The 15,320-nt window shown below is 71.7% G+C and carries 12 protein-coding genes; 10 read left to right on the top strand and 2 right to left on the bottom strand.

Annotated features, from left to right (window positions below; genetic code table 11):
- Window positions 1-5: 5 nt before the first annotated feature.
- Entirely contained in the window at window positions 6-4,577 is a 4,572-nt protein-coding gene (locus tag ACO2Q2_RS10870) for a DEAD/DEAH box helicase (RefSeq protein WP_423255796.1), read from the bottom strand.
- A gap of 205 nt (window positions 4,578-4,782) precedes the next feature.
- On the opposite strand from ACO2Q2_RS10870, the gene ACO2Q2_RS10875 reads away from it, so the two are divergent.
- The gene (locus ACO2Q2_RS10875; protein WP_423255797.1) at window positions 4,783-7,044 is read left to right on the top strand and encodes a beta-glucosidase family protein; all 2,262 of its coding nucleotides are present in this window, start codon (window positions 4,783-4,785) and stop codon (window positions 7,042-7,044) included.
- 138 nt (window positions 7,045-7,182) lie between these two features.
- Here the strand turns inward: ACO2Q2_RS10875 and ACO2Q2_RS10880 are convergent, their stop codons facing one another.
- On the bottom strand, window positions 7,183-7,377 hold the full coding sequence (locus ACO2Q2_RS10880; RefSeq protein WP_423255798.1) for a hypothetical protein: 195 nt from the start codon (window positions 7,375-7,377) through the stop codon (window positions 7,183-7,185).
- Between the two features lie 94 nt (window positions 7,378-7,471).
- On the opposite strand from ACO2Q2_RS10880, the gene ACO2Q2_RS10885 reads away from it, so the two are divergent.
- From ACO2Q2_RS10885 to azu, 9 genes are all read left to right on the top strand, one after another.
- Window positions 7,472-8,347, top strand: a complete 876-nt coding sequence (locus tag ACO2Q2_RS10885) for a lysophospholipase (RefSeq protein ID WP_423255799.1) — start codon at window positions 7,472-7,474, stop codon at window positions 8,345-8,347.
- A gap of 640 nt (window positions 8,348-8,987) precedes the next feature.
- On the top strand, window positions 8,988-10,454 hold the full coding sequence (gene ccoN / locus ACO2Q2_RS10890; protein ID WP_423255800.1) for a cytochrome-c oxidase, cbb3-type subunit I: 1,467 nt from the start codon (window positions 8,988-8,990) through the stop codon (window positions 10,452-10,454).
- A 10-nt stretch (window positions 10,455-10,464) separates the two neighbouring features.
- Window positions 10,465-11,106, top strand: a complete 642-nt coding sequence (gene ccoO / locus ACO2Q2_RS10895; RefSeq protein ID WP_423255801.1) for a cytochrome-c oxidase, cbb3-type subunit II — start codon at window positions 10,465-10,467, stop codon at window positions 11,104-11,106.
- Window positions 11,103-11,273 (top strand): CcoQ/FixQ family Cbb3-type cytochrome c oxidase assembly chaperone, encoded by a 171-nt coding sequence (locus tag ACO2Q2_RS10900; RefSeq protein WP_423255802.1) that lies wholly within the window; start codon window positions 11,103-11,105, stop codon window positions 11,271-11,273. Before ccoO ends, ACO2Q2_RS10900 begins: the two co-directional genes overlap by 4 nt.
- Window positions 11,270-12,196, top strand: a complete 927-nt coding sequence (gene ccoP, locus ACO2Q2_RS10905; RefSeq protein ID WP_423255803.1) for a cytochrome-c oxidase, cbb3-type subunit III — start codon at window positions 11,270-11,272, stop codon at window positions 12,194-12,196. Before ACO2Q2_RS10900 ends, ccoP begins: the two co-directional genes overlap by 4 nt.
- A complete protein-coding gene (locus ACO2Q2_RS10910) occupies window positions 12,177-12,419 on the top strand; it encodes a hypothetical protein (protein WP_423255804.1) in 243 nt (80 codons plus the stop codon). Before ccoP ends, ACO2Q2_RS10910 begins: the two co-directional genes overlap by 20 nt.
- Window positions 12,416-14,653 carry a heavy metal translocating P-type ATPase gene (locus ACO2Q2_RS10915; protein ID WP_423255805.1) on the top strand — a complete coding sequence of 746 codons (2,238 nt, stop codon included), beginning with the start codon at window positions 12,416-12,418 and terminating at the stop codon, window positions 14,651-14,653. Before ACO2Q2_RS10910 ends, ACO2Q2_RS10915 begins: the two co-directional genes overlap by 4 nt.
- Window positions 14,650-14,868: a cbb3-type cytochrome oxidase assembly protein CcoS gene (ccoS, locus tag ACO2Q2_RS10920; RefSeq protein WP_423255806.1), complete on the top strand. Its 219-nt coding sequence runs from the start codon at window positions 14,650-14,652 to the stop codon at window positions 14,866-14,868. Before ACO2Q2_RS10915 ends, ccoS begins: the two co-directional genes overlap by 4 nt.
- A complete protein-coding gene (gene azu / locus ACO2Q2_RS10925; protein ID WP_423255864.1) occupies window positions 14,868-15,317 on the top strand; it encodes an azurin in 450 nt (149 codons plus the stop codon). The genes ccoS and azu overlap by 1 nt, the downstream gene beginning before the upstream one ends.
- Window positions 15,318-15,320 lie beyond the last annotated feature (3 nt).

Genomic DNA, 15,320 nt, shown 5'->3' on the forward strand with positions numbered 1-15,320 from the left:
CGGCGTTAGGCCTGTTGCGTGTCCGGATGTTGCGGGTCGCTTTCGCGAGCCCACGCGCGGCTGGCCGGGTCCTTGATGCTGAGCGCGGCACGCCAGCGCTGCTGCTGGTCCGCGTCACCTTCCACCAGCCATTGCAGCTTGCCCGCGACGCGGGCGGCGACGGCGATGCCGTCTTCGAACAGGATGCGGGTGCTGGCGACGGCGGGCAGGCGATCGCCGGCGAGCGTGGTGCCGACGAGGTTGAGCGGGTCGCAGCCGTTGACGATGACGTGCTGGCTGTTGAGCGGGCGCTTGGGTACGGCGCGCAGGGCGGGGATGGCTTCGGGCAGCGCGAACTGTTCGCCGACCAGGCCTTCGACGAAGCGGCCGCCGCGGATTTCGCCGCGCGCCTCCAGCCGCTGGTAGACCTGGCGCAGCTCGCGCCAGCTGGGCAGCCAGCTGGCCTCGCGTTCCAGCAGTTTCCAGAACACCACGCCGTAGCGTTGCAGCAGGGTGCGGGCGACGTGCTCGATCTGCTCGCGGCGCTGCGCGTCGTCGTCGTCGCGCGGCGCGCTGGCGCGCACCAGCGACCAGCGGCCGGCATCCTCGATGCCGCCGAAGCTGTGCCGGCGCAGGCGACGGTGGCGGCCGCTGTCGCGCTTGGCGGCGGGCAGCAGCAGGGCGCGCAGGCCGGCGAAGCTGTCGGCGGTGATGCGGCCGGCGGCGACCAGCTCGCCCAGCGCGTCTTCCAGCTCGGTGCGCAGCAGGCGGGCGCTGGCCATCAGTTCGTCGAAGAACAGTGCGCCCTCGTCGCGCAATGCATCGGCCACGGCCTGCGCGCGGGAGGACAGCGCGGGCGGCTCGGAGGAGTCGCGTTCGGCCACGGCCGTCCAGACGGCCAATTGCCGGCGCGGCAGCAGCACGATCGGTGTGCTTCGTACCGGACCGTTGCCGCCACCGCTGGCCGCGCGCAGCCGACTCCAGCCGATGCGGCCGGTGCGGCACAGCTCATCCAGCCAGGGGCTGGCGTAATCCTCGATGCGGGCGGGCAGCAGTTCGGTTTCCCACGCGCCGGCGGCGGCCTCGAAGCCTTCCAGCTGGGCCAGCGTGGCGGTGAGCGCGTCCGGGCCGCGGCGGCGGGTGCCGGGCGCGAGGTGCTGCCAGTCGATGAGGAAGCGCATCAGGTCGCGCCGGCTCACCGGCTCGATCTCCCGGCGCAGGCGGCCCAGCGTGTAGCGGTGGATGCGCACCAGCAGGTGGCGTTCGCACCATTCCATCGGCGCTTCGGTGGCCCGGGCTTGCGGGGTGAAGCGGCCCTGGATCACGTAGCCCTCGGTCTGCAGGCGCAGCAGGGCTTGGTTGATGTCTTGCGGTGCTACCGCCAGCGTGGCGGCGAGCGTGGCGACGGTGACCGGGCCGGTGCCGAGCAGGCGGCCGCGGACGAGTTCGCGCAGGGCGTCGTCGCGGGTCCAGGCTTTGCTGGCGAAGGCGGGCGGGACGGTGACGGCGGGTGCCACGCTGGCTTGCGGGTGGATGGCGAGCCAGAGCGGGAGTTTTTCGGTGGTGGTGTGGAGGGACGGCGTGCTTCCAGTGGGGGACTGAGGTGGCGTGGCCCCCTCACCCCAACCCTCTCCCCCCAAGGGGGGAGAGGGAGCAAGAGCCGTGGCGCGACCGTTGGCCTCGAGTGCATCGATCCATGCGGACCAGCCGTGCTGCGCGACTTCGGCGGTGGTGAGGCCGCCGAGGGCGTCGAGGGCCTCGTGCATTTCATCGGCGCTGCGCACCTGCGGCCATGCCTCGTCGCGCACGGCGTCGATGGCGGCGGGGTCGAGCGTGCCGAGGTCGGCGGCGTGGTCGCTGGGGTTCCAGCGGCCGGCGGCCTGGGTGCGGCGTTCTTCCAGCGGCGCGTCGTCGAGGAAGGCGTACGGCGCGGCGGTGAGCACTTCGCTGGCCAGCGGGCTGGGGCCGGTGAGGTCGCGGGCGACCACGCGGATGGCGCCGCTTTCGAGCCCACGCAGCACGCCGAGCAGGCCGTCCAGGTCCATCGCCTCGCGCAGGCAGTCGTGCAGGGTCTGCGCCACCAGCGGGTGGTCGGGAATCTCGCGCTCGCCGACGATGTTCTCCAGGCAGGCGACCTGGTCGGGGAACACGGTGGCGAGCAGGTCCTCGCTGCGCATGCGCTGGATCTGCGGTGGCGTTTTCCTGCCGCCGCGGAAGCGCGGCAGCGCCAGCGCGGTGACCGCGTTCCAGCGCCAGCGCGCGCCGAACAGCGGCGCGTCGAGCAGGGCCTGGGTGAGCACGTGCTCGGCGCTGGCCGAGTGCAGGTAGCGGGCGACCTCTTCCAGCGGAAAGCTGTGGCTGGTGGAAAGCGACAGCACGATCGCGTCCTCGGTGGCCGCCGCCTGCAGCTCGAAGTTGAACTGGCGGCAGAAGCGCTTGCGCAGCGCCAGCCCCCAGGCGCGGTTGATGCGGCTGCCGAACGGCGAGTGGATCACCAATTGGGTGCCGCCGGATTCGTCGAAGAAGCGCTCGAAGACGATGGTGGACTGGGTGGGCAGCACGCCGAGCGCGGTCTTGGAGGCGGCGAGGTAGTCGGTGAGCTGCTGCGCGGCGGATTCGCTGAGGCCGAGCATGTCGCGCAGCCATGTAACGGCGCGCGCGGTTTTGCTCCCCTCTCCCGCCGGGAGAGGGGTTGGGGGTGAGGGTTCGGGGGTGGCGCGCGCTTCGGGCGCACCCTCACCCCCGCCCCTCTCCCGGGGGGAGAGGGGTTCAAGCCGTGCGTCGATTTCCTCGCGCAGCCGCGACACGCCGAACGACAGCGCATCGCTGCGCCCCGGCGCCTCGCCCAGCCAGAACGGGATGCTCGGCGGCATGCCGTGGGCGTCTTCCACGCGCAGGCGGCCGGCTTCCACGCGCTGGATGCGGTAGCTGGTGTTGCCGAGCTGGAAGATGTCGCCGGCCAGGCTCTCGACGGCGAAATCCTCGTGCACCGAGCCGATCACCGTACCCTGCGGTTCCAGCACCACCAGGTAGTCAGCGGTGTCGGGAATGGCGCCGCCGGAAGTGATCGCGGTGAGCCGCGCGCCGCGGCGCGCGCGCAGCTGGCCGTGCACGGCGTCGTGGTGCAGATAGCCTTCGCGCGGGCCGCGGCGGGTGCTGTAGCCCTCCACCAGCATGCGCACCACGGCGTCGAAATCGGCGCGCGACAGGTCGCGGTACGGGTCGGCGCCGCGCACCAGCGCGTACAGGCCATCTTCGTCCCACTCGCGGCAGGCCACCTCGGCGACGATCTGCTGCGCCAGCACGTCCAGCGGCTGCGGGGGAATGGTCAGGGTGTCCAGCTCGCCGCGGCGCACGCAGTCGAGCAGCGCCGCGCACTCCACCAGCTCGTCGCGGGTGGGGGGGAACAGCCGCGCCTTCGGTGTGCCGATCACCGCATGACCGGAGCGCCCGGCGCGCTGCAGGAACGCGGCGATCGAGCGCGGCGAGCCGATCTGGCAGACCAGGTCGACGTCGCCGATGTCGATGCCCAGTTCCAGCGAGGCGGTGGCGACCAACGCGGACAGCTCGCCGCGCTTGAGCCGCTGCTCGGCATCCAGCCGCTGCTCCTTGGCCAGGCTGCCGTGGTGCGCGGCGACGTGTTGCTTGCCCAGCCGCTCGGACAGGTGCCGCGTGACCCGTTCGGCCATCCGCCGCGTGTTGACGAACACCAGCGTGGTGCGGTGGCTTTCGATCAGCGCAGCGAGCTGGTGGTAGATCAGCTCCCAGCCGTCATTGGACATCACCGCTTCCAGCGGTACCGGCGGCACGCTGAGGCCGAGGTCGCGCGGGCGCTGGTGGCCGACGTCGATGACAGTGACGTCGCTCTTCGCGTTCGCCCCCTCTCCCCGCTGGGGAGAGGGAGCAAGTCTGTCGCCGCTCGGATCGTGGCCAGCCCCCACCAGGAACCGCGCCACCGCCTCGATCGGCTTCTGCGTCGCCGACAGGCCGATGCGGTGCAGGCGCCGGCCGCACAGCGCGTCCAGCCGCTCCAGCGACAGCGCCAGATGCGAACCGCGCTTGCTCGCGGCCACGGCGTGGATCTCGTCGACAATCAGCGTGCGCGCGGTGCCCAGCATGGCGCGGCCGGACGCCGAGCCGAGCAGGATGTACAGCGATTCGGGCGTGGTCACCAGGATGTGCGGCGGCGTCTTGCGCATCCACGCGCGCTCGGCCTGCGGCGTGTCGCCGGTGCGCACGGCGGTGCGGATCGCCACGTCGGGCAGGCCGCGCTTTTCCAGCTCGGCGCGGATGCCTTCCAGCGGTTCTTCCAGGTTGATGTGGATGTCGTTGGACAGCGCCTTCAGCGGCGACACGTAGACCACCCGCGTCTCGTCCGGCAGCGCGCCGCCGTTCGCCACGCCCTCGCGCACCAGCGCGTCGATGGCGGCGAGGAAAGCGGTGAGCGTCTTGCCCGAGCCGGTGGGCGCGGCCACCAGGGTGGCCTCACCCGCACGGATCGCCGGCCACGCCCGCACCTGCGCCGCGGTGGGCGCGTCGAAGCGGCCGCGGAACCAGGTGGCCACGGCGGGATGGAAGTCGGCGAGCGGGGTGTCCATGTCCGGCCTCGGCGCGGGGGCGGGAGCGGTCGGCGTCACCGCATGGATATAGGGCCTGGCGCGCAACGCCGCAAGCGCGGGCGGCGTGCCCGTGCGCACGCCTTGTCGCCCTGCGACTTGTGCCGGCGGCCCGGCTTGCACATGCTGGATGGTGCCCCGCCCCGGCGCCGCCTCGCGCGCCGCTTCGCATCGAAGGAGATTCACCATGTCGCCACGCCGCCCGCTGCAACGCACCCTGCTCAACACCAGCCTCGCCTGCGCCATGGCGGTTACCGCGGGCATGTCGCTGGCGGCGTCCGCGCCCGCGGCGTCGCCCCGGCCGTGGATGAACGCCGCGCTCACGCCAGACCAGCGCGCCGACCTGCTGGTGAAGGCGATGACCCAGGACGAGAAGTTCCGGCTGATCCGCAGCGAGTACGGCGCGATCTTCAACGGCCAGCCCAAGCCGGCCGGCTCGAAGGATGCGGCCGGCTACATTCCGGCGATGCCGAGGCTGGGCCTGCCGGCGATCCACGAGACCGACGCCGGCCAGGGCGTGGCGCGTCCGGCCGCGTTCGGCGACGGCGACACCGCGCTGCCGGCCGGGCTGGCCGCCGCGGCCAGCTTCGACCCGCAGCTGGCCCGCGATGGCGGCGCGATGATCGGCCGCCAGGCGCACCGCATGGGCTTCAGCGTGCTGCTGGCCGGCGGCGTGGATCTGGCGCGCGACCCGCGCAACGGCCGCAACTTCGAATACGCCGGCGAGGACCCGCTGCTGGCCGGCAGCATCGTCGGCGCGGCGATCGCCGGCATCCAGAGCCAGCACGTGGTGTCCACCGTGAAGCACTACGCGATGAACGATCTGGAAACCGCGCGCAACACGCTCAGCGCCAACATCGACCAGACCGCCGCGCGCGAGTCCGACCTGCTCGCCTTCGAGATCGCCATCGCCGAGGGCCGGCCCGGCTCGGTGATGTGCGCGTACAACCGGGTCAACAGCGTCTACGCCTGCGAGAACGACTGGCTGCTCAACCAGGTGCTCAAGCGCGACTGGAAGTACCCGGGCTTCGTGATGTCCGACTGGGGCGCGGTGCACAGCGCGGCCAGGGCGGCGAATGCCGGGCTGGACCAGGAATCGGCCGGCGAGCGCTTCGACAAGGAGGTGTACTTCGACCAGCCGCTGCGCGAGGCGGTGGCCAGGGGCGAGGTGCCGCCCTCGCGCATCGACGACATGGTCCACCGCATCGTGCGCGCGTTCTTCGCGGTGGGAGCGTTCGAGCACCCGGCCAAGGAGGCGCCGATCGACTACGCCGCCGACGCCAAGGTGTCGCAGCGCGCGGCCGAGGCCGGCATGGTGCTGCTGCGCAACGCGTCGAACGCGCTGCCGCTGGGCAAGGGCGTCGGCGCGGTGGCGATCATCGGCAGCCATGCCGACGTGGGCGTCACCACCGGCGGCGGTTCCTCCGCGGTGAAGCCGCGCGGCGGCAGCCCGGTCACCGGCATCGAGCCGACCACCTGGCCGGGCCCGAAGATGTACCAGCGCTCCTCGCCGATGCAGGCGATCGGCCGGCGCAACGGCGGCAAGGTGGCCTACGCCAGCGGCGAGGACATCGCCGCGGCGGCGAGGCTGGCGGCGCAGTCGAAGGTGGCCGTGGTGTTCGCCGAGCAATGGGTGGCCGAGTCGTTCGATGTGCCGACGATGAACCTGCCCGGCAACCAGGACGCGCTGATCGCCGCGGTGGCCAGGGCCAACCCGCACACCATCGTGGTGCTTCAGACCAACGGCCCGGTGAAGATGCCGTGGCTCGACCAGGTGCAGGGCGTCGTCGAGGCCTGGTACCCGGGCGCCAACGGCGGCGAGGCGATCGCCCGCGTGCTGTTCGGCGAGGTCGAGCCGTCCGGCCGCCTGCCGCTGACCTGGCCGAAGGACGAGTCGCAGCTGCCGCGCCCGACCATCCCCGGCGCCGGCCTGGCGGCGATCGGCATCCCGCCGCAGGGCGAGCCGCAGCAGGACATCGACTACAACATCGAGGGCGCCGGCGTCGGCTACCGCTGGTTCCAGAGGAAGCACCTGCAGCCGCTGTTCCCGTTCGGCTACGGCCTGGGCTACACCACGTTCCGCTACGGCACGCCGACGGTGCACACGAGCGGCGGGCAGGTGACCGCCACGGTGCGCGTCAGCAACACCGGCCAGCGCGCCGGCGTGGCCGTGCCGCAGTTGTACGTGACCCCGCCCGGTGCTGACACGCGGCGTCTGGCCGGCTGGCAGCGCGTGACGCTGGCGCCGGGACAGAGCCGCGAGGTGACGATCACCGCCAGCCCGGTGCGCCTGGCCTCCTGGGACCCGGCCGCGCACGGCTGGCAGCGCACGGCCGGCAGCTACCGTTTCGAACTCGGCGCCTCGGCCACCGACATCGCCGGCCAGGCCACCACCCAGCTCCCGGCCGCCCACTGCACCCTCGCCGCCTGCACCCTCGCCAGGCCCTGACCGCGTAATCGCCACCCCTGCAGATACCCGCTCGCGGGCGATGCTCTGGCTCCGATGCTGCATCAAAGCGAAAAAGGCATCGCCCGCGAGCGGGTATCTGCAGAGGGCTTCGTCGTGTGGCGTGGGCAGGATGCGGCTTCAGCGCTTGCCGCGCATCGCGCGGATCAGCCAGCCCATCGCGAACAGGCCCAGCAGCAGGCCGATGCCGGCACCCAACAGGGCGCCGGCGCGGCCGGCGGCGAGATGGCCGATGCCGAATCCGAGCAGGAACAACAGCGGCAGTGGCAGGCAGCCCATCGATGGCGTCCGGTTGGCGAGGCAACGCGCGAGCATGCCGCAGATGCGGTGAGGATGGCGCCGTGGCCGCGTTGGCGTGGCACCGACCCACGTTGCATCATGGGCCTTTACCCCAACCCCGAAGATGCCCATGGACGTGGACGCGCGCCCGCAACCGCCTTATGTCCGTGCGCCGGAAGGCGTGCTGGATGCCCGCCCCGTGGCCGATGGACAGGAGCTGGTGCGCCGGCACTGGGCGCTGCCCGGCGCCAGTCGCGCCGTGCTGCTGGTGCATGGACTGGGCGAGCACAGCGGCCGCTACCGCCACGTCGCCGCCTGGTTCAACGCGCGCGGCTACGACGCGCTGGGCTACGACCAGCGCGGCCACGGCCTGAGCCGCGGACCGCGCGGCGCGCTGTCGCGGAGCGATGACCTGCTGACCGATCTCGCCGCCGTGTACGCCGACTACGCGGCGCGCGCGCCGGCGCTGCCGCTGCTGCTCGGTCACAGCATGGGCGGCCTGGTGGCGGCGCGCGCCGTGCTGGACGGCCGCGTCGCGCCGGCGGCGCTGGTGCTGTCCTCGCCGGCGTTTCGCAGTCACGAGGCACGGTGGCTGCAGTCGCTGGCGGCGGGTCTGGCGCGCGCCCTGCCGAACCTGCCGCTGCGCACCGGACTGGCGGTGGATCGCCTGTCGCACGACGCCTCGGTGGCGGCGGCGTATCGCCACGACCCGCTGTGCAGCGCGCGCATCACGCCGCGACTGGCCGATTTCATCTTTCGCGCCGGGCCATCGTGCATCGCGGATGCCTCGCGCCTGACGGTGCCGACCCTGCTGCTGGCCGCCGGCGCCGATCGCCTGGTCGACGCCGCCGGCAGCCGCGAGTTCGCCGCCGCCGCATGGGCCACCGGCCGGCTCACCGCGCGCCATTTCGACACGCTCTACCACGAGCTGTTCAACGAGGCCGAGCCGGCGCGCAGCCAGGTGATGAAGCAGCTCGGCGACTGGCTGGCGCGCCTGCCGGGTTGAGCCTTTCCCTCCGTTCGCGCCGCGCGTCGCTCGCCGCTCGCGGTGGCGGGCTTCGAGGGTGGTTGGGTCGTCGCGAGGCGCCGGGTTTCAAGCCCTCTCCCCCGAGCGTGCTCGGGGGAGAGGGTTGGGTGAGGGGGTGCTTTGGAGGTTGGTTGCCCGCGGGCGCGGCGGTTATCGCTTGAAAGCCAGAGCCCCCCTCACCCCGACCCTCTCCCCCGAACGGCGAAGCCGTTCAAGGGAGAGGGAGCAGATCGTGGGCGTCGAGGCAGCGTGGCCCTCGCCGCTTTAGCCCTCTCCCCCGAACGGCGAAGCCGTTCAAGGGAGAGGGAGCAGATCGTGGGCGTCGAGGCAGCGTGGTGCTCGCCGCTTTAGCCCTCTCCCCCGAGCGTGCTCGGGGGAGAGGGTTGGGTGAGGGGGCGATCTGGAGGCTGGCTGTCCGCGGGCGCGGCGGTGGTCGCTTGAAAGCCAGAGCCCCCCTCACCCCGACCCTCTCCCCCGAACGGCGAAGCCGTTCAAGGGAGAGGGAGCAAGGCGGTGGGCGGCGTCCTCCGCGCGGTGGAATGACGCATGGACTTGACCCACATCAACGCGGGCGCGGAACAGTGTACGCACAATGGCGCCATCAATCGGGGGAGGCGGCATGCCGAACACGGAGTATTACAACGACAAGGTGGTGCGGCAGTTCCTGCTCGCCGCGGCGGTGTGGGGCATCATCGGCATGTCGTTCGGCGTCTATGCCGCGGCCGAGCTGATGTGGCCGGCGCTCAACTTCGACATCCCATGGATGACCTTCAGCCGGATCCGCCCGGATCACACCTTCGGCGTGATCTTCGCCTTCGGCGGCTCGGCGCTGATGGGCACCTGCTATTACGTGGTGCAGCGCACCGGCCACGCCCGGCTGGCGCTGGGCAAGCTGGCGGAGTTCACCTTCTGGGGCTGGCAGCTGATCTGCGTGCTGGCGATGGTGACGATGCCGCTGGGGATCACCCAGAGCAAGGAGTACGCCGAGCCGGAGTGGTTCATCGACATCCTGATCGCCGTGGTGTGGGTGAGCTTCGGCACGGTGTTCTTCGCCAGCCTCACCCGGCGGCGCATCCAGCACATCTACGTGGCGAACTGGTACTACGGCGCCTTCATCATCGCGGTGGGCCTGCTGCACATCGTCAACAACCTGGCGCTGCCGGTGTCGCTGTGGAAGTCCTACCCGATCTACTCGGGCGTGGTCGATGCGATGGTGCAGTGGTGGTACGGCCACAACGCGGTGGCGTTCTTCCTCACCGCCGGCTTCCTCGGGATGATGTACTACTTCGTGCCGCGCCAGGCGCAGCAGCCCTTGTGGAGCTACCGCTTCTCGATCGTGAACTTCTGGGCGCTGATCTCGGTGTACATGTGGGCCGGCTCGCACCACCTGATGTACACGGCGCTGCCGGACTGGGTGCAGTCGGTCGGCATGGCGTTCTCGCTGATCCTCTTGATGCCGAGCTGGGGCTCGGCGGCCAACGGCCTGCTCACCTTCAACGGCTCGTGGGACAAGCTGCGCACCGACCCGGCGGCCAAGTTCATGGTGATGTCGCTGGTGTTCTACGCGGCGGCCACCTTCGAGGGCTCGATGATGGCGATCAAGACCGTCAACTCGCTCTCGCACTACACCGACTGGACCATCGCCCACGTGCATTCGGGCTCGCTCGGCTGGGTGGCGATGATCACCATCGGCTCGCTCTACGCGATGGCGCCGCGCGCGCTGGGCCGGCCGGCGATGCATTCGCACAAGGGCATGGAGTGGCACTTCTGGCTGCACATGGCCGGCACCTTGCTGTACGTCGGCTCGATGTGGACCGCCGGCATCACCGAGGGCGTGATGTGGCGCGCCACCCAGCCGGACGGCTCGCTCACCTATGGCTTCATCGACAGCCTGATCGCGATCAAGCCGATGTACCTGATCCGCTGGGGTGGCGGCCTCTTGATCCTGTCGGGCATGTGGGTGATGGCGTGGAACCTGTGGCACACCGCGGCCGACGCGCGCGCGCACCTGATCAAGCCGATCCCGGTGCCGATCCCCGAGCCGGTGCCGCACCAGGTGCCGGCCCCGCTGCCGGCTGTGGGCTGAGGAGACCGCCATGGCCTACAAACATTTCGAAGCGATCGAGAAGCACGCCGGCCTGCTCGGCATCCTCATCGCGATCATGGTGTCGATCGGCGGCCTGGCCGAGATCACCCCGTTGTTCATGGAGGCCCACGCGGTGAAGGCGCCGCCGGGAGTGAAGCCGTACGACGCGTTGCGCCTGGCCGGCAAGGACATCTACGTGCGCGAGGGCTGCTACCTGTGCCACTCGCAGATGATCCGCGCGTTGCGCGCCGAAACGCAGCGCTACGGCCACTTCTCCGAGGCGGAGGAGTCGGTGTACGACCGACCGTTCCAGTGGGGCTCCAAGCGCACCGGGCCGGACCTGGCCCGCGTCGGCGGCAAGTACTCCGACCAGTGGCAGCGCCTGCACCTGATGAACCCGCGCCAGCTGGTGCCGGTGTCCAACATGCCGGGCTATCCGTGGCTGGCCGACAAGAAGCTCGACGCGGCCGACATCCAGGCGCGCATGCGCACGCTGCGCCGGCTCGGCGACCCGTACAGCGATGCCGACATCGCCGCCGCGCCCGCCGCGCTGGACGGCAAGACCGAGATGGACGCGCTGATCGCCTACCTGCAGGGCCTGGGCATCAGGAACGAGCCGACGGCCGCGGCGAAGACGGGAGCGGCGCCATGATCGGTCCGGTGTGGGGTCACGTCACCGGCGTGGTGACCGTCGTGCTGATGGTCACCTTCGTCGCGATCTGGATCTGGGCCTGGCGCAGGCATCATCGCGCCACGTTCCAGCGCATGGCCGCGCTGCCGATGGAAGACGGCGCGCCGAACTCGGAGGAGCAGGCATGAGCACGGGCTGGTCGTGGTGGGTGATGTCCCTGATCGTGTTCAACCTGGGCATCACGCTGTTCCTGTTCCTGTGGGGTCCGCGCGCGAAGATTCCGGTGCTGCCGGACGGCACCAGCGGCCACGTGTGGGCGCACGGCGTGCTGCGCGAGGGCGTGCGCAGGCTGCCGCTGTGGTGGGTGCTGTTCTCCGGCGCGATGTTCGTCTGCGGCTTCGCCTACCTGGTGCTGTACCCGGGCTTCGGCAACCACAAGGGCGTGCTGGGCTGGACCGCACACCGCGAGCTGGCGCACGACGTCGCCGCCAACGATGCCAGGCTCGATGAACTGCTGGTGCGCTTCCGCCAGTACCCGGTGGAGCAGCTGGCCGGCGATCCGGCGGCGATCCAGATGGGCAAGCGGCTGTTCCTGGACAACTGCGAGGCGTGCCACGGCCGCGAGGGTCGCGGCAACACCCTGCTGGGCGCGCCCAACCTCACCGATCACGACTGGCTGTACGGCGGCGACGGCAAGGCCATCCTCACCAGCATCCGGAACGGCCGCGCGGGCGTGATGCCGCCGTGGGCCAGCCTGGGCGAGCCGAACGTGAAGAACCTCGCGCAGTACGTGCTGAGCCTGTCCGGCGCGCCGCACGACGCGGCGATGGCCGCGGCCGGCCAGCCGCTGTTCGCCACCTGCGCCGCCTGCCACGGACCGCAAGGCAAGGGCAACCAGGCGCTGGGCGCGCCCAATCTCACCGACGACATCTGGTTGTATGGCGGCAGCGTGGCCGACATCGAGCGCACCATCGGCGGCGGTCGCCAGGGCGCGATGCCAGCGTGGAGTTCGCGCCTCAGCGAGGACCAGATGCGCGTGCTCGCCGCCTACGTCTACCACCTCGCCCACCCGGCCACGGCGGCCGCGGCCGATGCCCAGGCCTCGCCCTGACCGCCGCGGTGCCTGGTACCGCCAGCCGGTGCTGTGGCTCGGTGCGGCGGTGTTCGCCGCGTCGATGGCCGGCTGCCTCTGGATCATCGTGATCGGCGCCCGGCATGACGACGTGCCGGTGGACGCGCCGCACCCGGTGTTCGGCGTGCCCGCCCGCGGGCATGCCGCACCACCGGCAGCTTCGGCGTCCGCATTGCCCGCGTCTTCGTCCACCGCGCCATGAACAGCGTCTGGGCCCAGCCGCAGCTGGCCGCGCAGGTACTGCGGCCGCGGCGCGACGGTCGCGCCGAAGTCACCCTGCGCGTGGCGCCGCTGGCCGACGCCCGCCGCGTGCTGCGGCTGGAGCAGGCGCTGCGCGCCCTGCCCGGCGTGCAGCGCGTAGGCGTAGACCTGGCCAGCCAGCGCGTGTCGGTGGTGTGGGAACCGGCCCGGCAGAGCCTGCCCGGCCTGCTCGCCGCGATCGCCGCGATCGGCTGCCGCGCGCAGCCGCTGCCGCGCGCGCGGGTGGACGAGGACCCGCGCCGCGAGGCGCACGACGCGCTCAAGCGCCTGCTGGTGGCCGGCATGTGCGCGATGCAGGTGATGACCTACGCGTTCGTGATCTACCTCGGCGTGGTCGACTTCGTCGACTTCAGCACGCGCAACCTGTTCCGCTGGCTGGGGCTGTTCACCACGCTGCCGATCGTGTTCTACGCGGCGCTGCCGTTCTACCGCGGCGCCCTCGACGAGCTGCGCGCGCGCCGCTTCGGCATCGACCTGCCGGTGGCGCTCGCGGTGCTGCTGGTGTTCGCCGCCAGCGCCTGGAACACCTGGCGCGGCGCCGGTGAGATCTATTTCGATTCGGTGAGCATGTTCGTGTTCCTGTTGCTGCTGGCGCGGCACATCGAGCTGCGCGCGCGCCATCGCAGCGGCGCGCTGGGCGATGCCGCGGTGGATGCGGCGCCGCTGCTGGCCGAACGCTGGCGCGCCGACGGCACGCTGGAGACGGTGGCCGCGCTGGCGCTGCTGCCGGGCGATCGCGTGCACGTGGCCGAAGGCGGCACGGTGCCGGCCGACGGCGTGCTGGAAAGCGCCTGGGCCGAGCTGGACGAGTCGCTGCTGTCGGGCGAGTCGCGGCCGCAGCGGCGCGCCGCCGGCGCCGCGGTGGTGGCCGGCAGCGTGCTGGTGTCCGGCACCGCGGAGTTGCGCGTCAGCCACAGCGGCGAGGCCACCGCGGCCGCGCGCATCGGTGCGCTGGCGCGGCGCGCGCGCGGCAGCCGGCTGGCCCGCCTGCGCCACGGCGGCGATCCGGTGGTGGCGCGCTTCGTCGCGCGGGTGCTGGTGCTCACCGCGCTCACCGCGCTGGGCTGGTTGCTGGTGGATCCCGCGCGTGCGTTCGAGTCGGCGGTGGCGGTGCTGGTGATCGCCTGCCCTTGCGCCTTCGCGCTCACCGCGCCGGCCACGCGCACGCGCGCCTTCGGCGTGCTCGCCGCGCGCGGCGTGCTGGTCACCGACGCCGCCGCGCTGGAAACACTGGCCCGGGTCGACTACGCGCTGTTCGACAAGACCGGCACGCTCACCGAACCGCGGTTCACCCGCGCGGCGATCCATCCGCGGCGGGGGCTCGATGCCGATCGCGCGCTGCATCTGGCGGTGGCGCTGGCACAGGAGAGCAGCCATCCGCTGGCGCGTGCGCTGACCCGCCTGGCCTTGGCCGACGACGCCGCGGCGCCGCTGCCGGCGCGCGACGTGCGCGTGCACGCCGGCGCGGGCGTGTCCGGCGTGGTGGACAACACGCCGCTGTGGCTGGGGCGCGCCGATTTCGCGCTGGCCGCCAGCGGTCAGAAAGATACGGGGGAGGGAGCGGCCGGCACGTTGGTGCTGGCCGATGCGCAGGGCGAGCTGGCCCGTTTTGCGGTGGACGACGGGCTGCGCGATGCGGCCCGCACCACCCTTGCCGCGCTGCGCGCGCAGAAGGTCGCCGTGGCCATCGCCAGCGGCGACGATCCGGCGCGCGTGGCGGCGGTCGCCCATGCGCTGGGCGTGGATGAGTGGTCCGCCCGCCAGTCGCCGGCGGACAAGCTGGTCCTGCTGCAGGCCGCGCGCGCCGGCGGCCGCGTGACACTGGCGGTGGGCGACGGCAGCAACGACGCGCCGCTGCTGGCCGCTGCCGATGTCTCCGCCGCGCTGGCCAGCGGCACCGAGCTGGCGCAGGCGCATGCCGACCTGCTGCTCGCCGATGGCCGTCTGGACGGTCTGCTCGCCGCGCGCGCCGTGGCCACGCAGATGCAGCGCATCGCCGCACAGAGCCGACGCTGGGCGCTGGGCTACAACCTGGTCGCGGTGCCGTTCGCCGCGTTCGGCCTGGTGCCGCCGTGGCTGGCCGGCATCGGCATGGCGCTGAGCTCGCTCGGCGTGGTGCTCAATGCGCTGCGCGTGGGTCGCACCGCCGCTGCACCGCCGGTGCTGCGCGCATGAACATCATCCTGGTGCTGATTCCGGTGACGCTGCTGGTGGTGGGCGTGGGCGCGGCGCTGTTCTTCTGGGCGGTGAACCACCAGCAGTTCGACGACCTGGACAGCCCCGGCATCGTGCCGCTGCTCGAAGATGATCCAGATCAGAACGGGGGACCGGGACAACAGGCATCCTCTGAGCCGTCCCCTACCGATTCCGACTCTGGAGTATCCACATGATGCGTTCATGGTTCGCCCTTGCCCTGCTCAACCTCGTCGCCGCGCCTGCCTGGGCCGCCACCCAATGCTCGACCACCATCGAGGCCAACGACGCGATGCAGTTCAACAAGTCCTCGATCGAGGTGCCGAAGACCTGCAAGCAGTTCACCGTCACCCTGAAGCACACCGGCAAACTGCCGAAGGCCGCGATGGGCCACAACTGGGTGCTGACCACCGCCGCCGACGAGGCGGGCGTGCTGGGTGACGGCTCGGCTGCTGGTCTTGGCAACAACTATCTCAAGCCAGGCGACAGCCGCGTGATCGCCCACACCAAGGTGATCGGTGGCAGCGAGAGCGACTCGACCACGATCAAGGTCGCCGCGCTGAAGCCGGGCGGCGCCTACGCCTTCTTCTGCTCGTTCCCCGGCCACGCCGCCCTGATGAAGGGCACCTTGAGCGTCGGCAGGTAAACG

The organism is Dyella sp. KRB-257, assembly GCF_049445995.1.
Taxonomy (GTDB): Bacteria; Pseudomonadota; Gammaproteobacteria; order Xanthomonadales; family Rhodanobacteraceae; genus Dyella_A.

Excerpts from the sequence above, each read along its gene's own strand:
- ACO2Q2_RS10870 (WP_423255796.1), bottom strand. The coding sequence starts at position 4,577 with ATGGACACCCCGCTCGCCGACTTCCATCCCGCCGTGGCCACCTGGTTC.
- ACO2Q2_RS10875 (WP_423255797.1), top strand. The coding sequence starts at position 4,783 with ATGTCGCCACGCCGCCCGCTGCAACGCACCCTGCTCAACACCAGCCTC.
- ACO2Q2_RS10880 (WP_423255798.1), bottom strand. The coding sequence starts at position 7,377 with ATGCTCGCGCGTTGCCTCGCCAACCGGACGCCATCGATGGGCTGCCTG.
- ACO2Q2_RS10885 (WP_423255799.1), top strand. The coding sequence starts at position 7,472 with ATGGACGTGGACGCGCGCCCGCAACCGCCTTATGTCCGTGCGCCGGAA.
- ccoN (WP_423255800.1), top strand. The coding sequence starts at position 8,988 with ATGCCGAACACGGAGTATTACAACGACAAGGTGGTGCGGCAGTTCCTG.
- ccoO (WP_423255801.1), top strand. The coding sequence starts at position 10,465 with ATGGCCTACAAACATTTCGAAGCGATCGAGAAGCACGCCGGCCTGCTC.
- ACO2Q2_RS10900 (WP_423255802.1), top strand. The coding sequence starts at position 11,103 with ATGATCGGTCCGGTGTGGGGTCACGTCACCGGCGTGGTGACCGTCGTG.
- ccoP (WP_423255803.1), top strand. The coding sequence starts at position 11,270 with ATGAGCACGGGCTGGTCGTGGTGGGTGATGTCCCTGATCGTGTTCAAC.
- ACO2Q2_RS10910 (WP_423255804.1), top strand. The coding sequence starts at position 12,177 with ATGCCCAGGCCTCGCCCTGACCGCCGCGGTGCCTGGTACCGCCAGCCG.
- ACO2Q2_RS10915 (WP_423255805.1), top strand. The coding sequence starts at position 12,416 with ATGAACAGCGTCTGGGCCCAGCCGCAGCTGGCCGCGCAGGTACTGCGG.
- ccoS (WP_423255806.1), top strand. The coding sequence starts at position 14,650 with ATGAACATCATCCTGGTGCTGATTCCGGTGACGCTGCTGGTGGTGGGC.
- azu (WP_423255864.1), top strand. The coding sequence starts at position 14,868 with ATGCGTTCATGGTTCGCCCTTGCCCTGCTCAACCTCGTCGCCGCGCCT.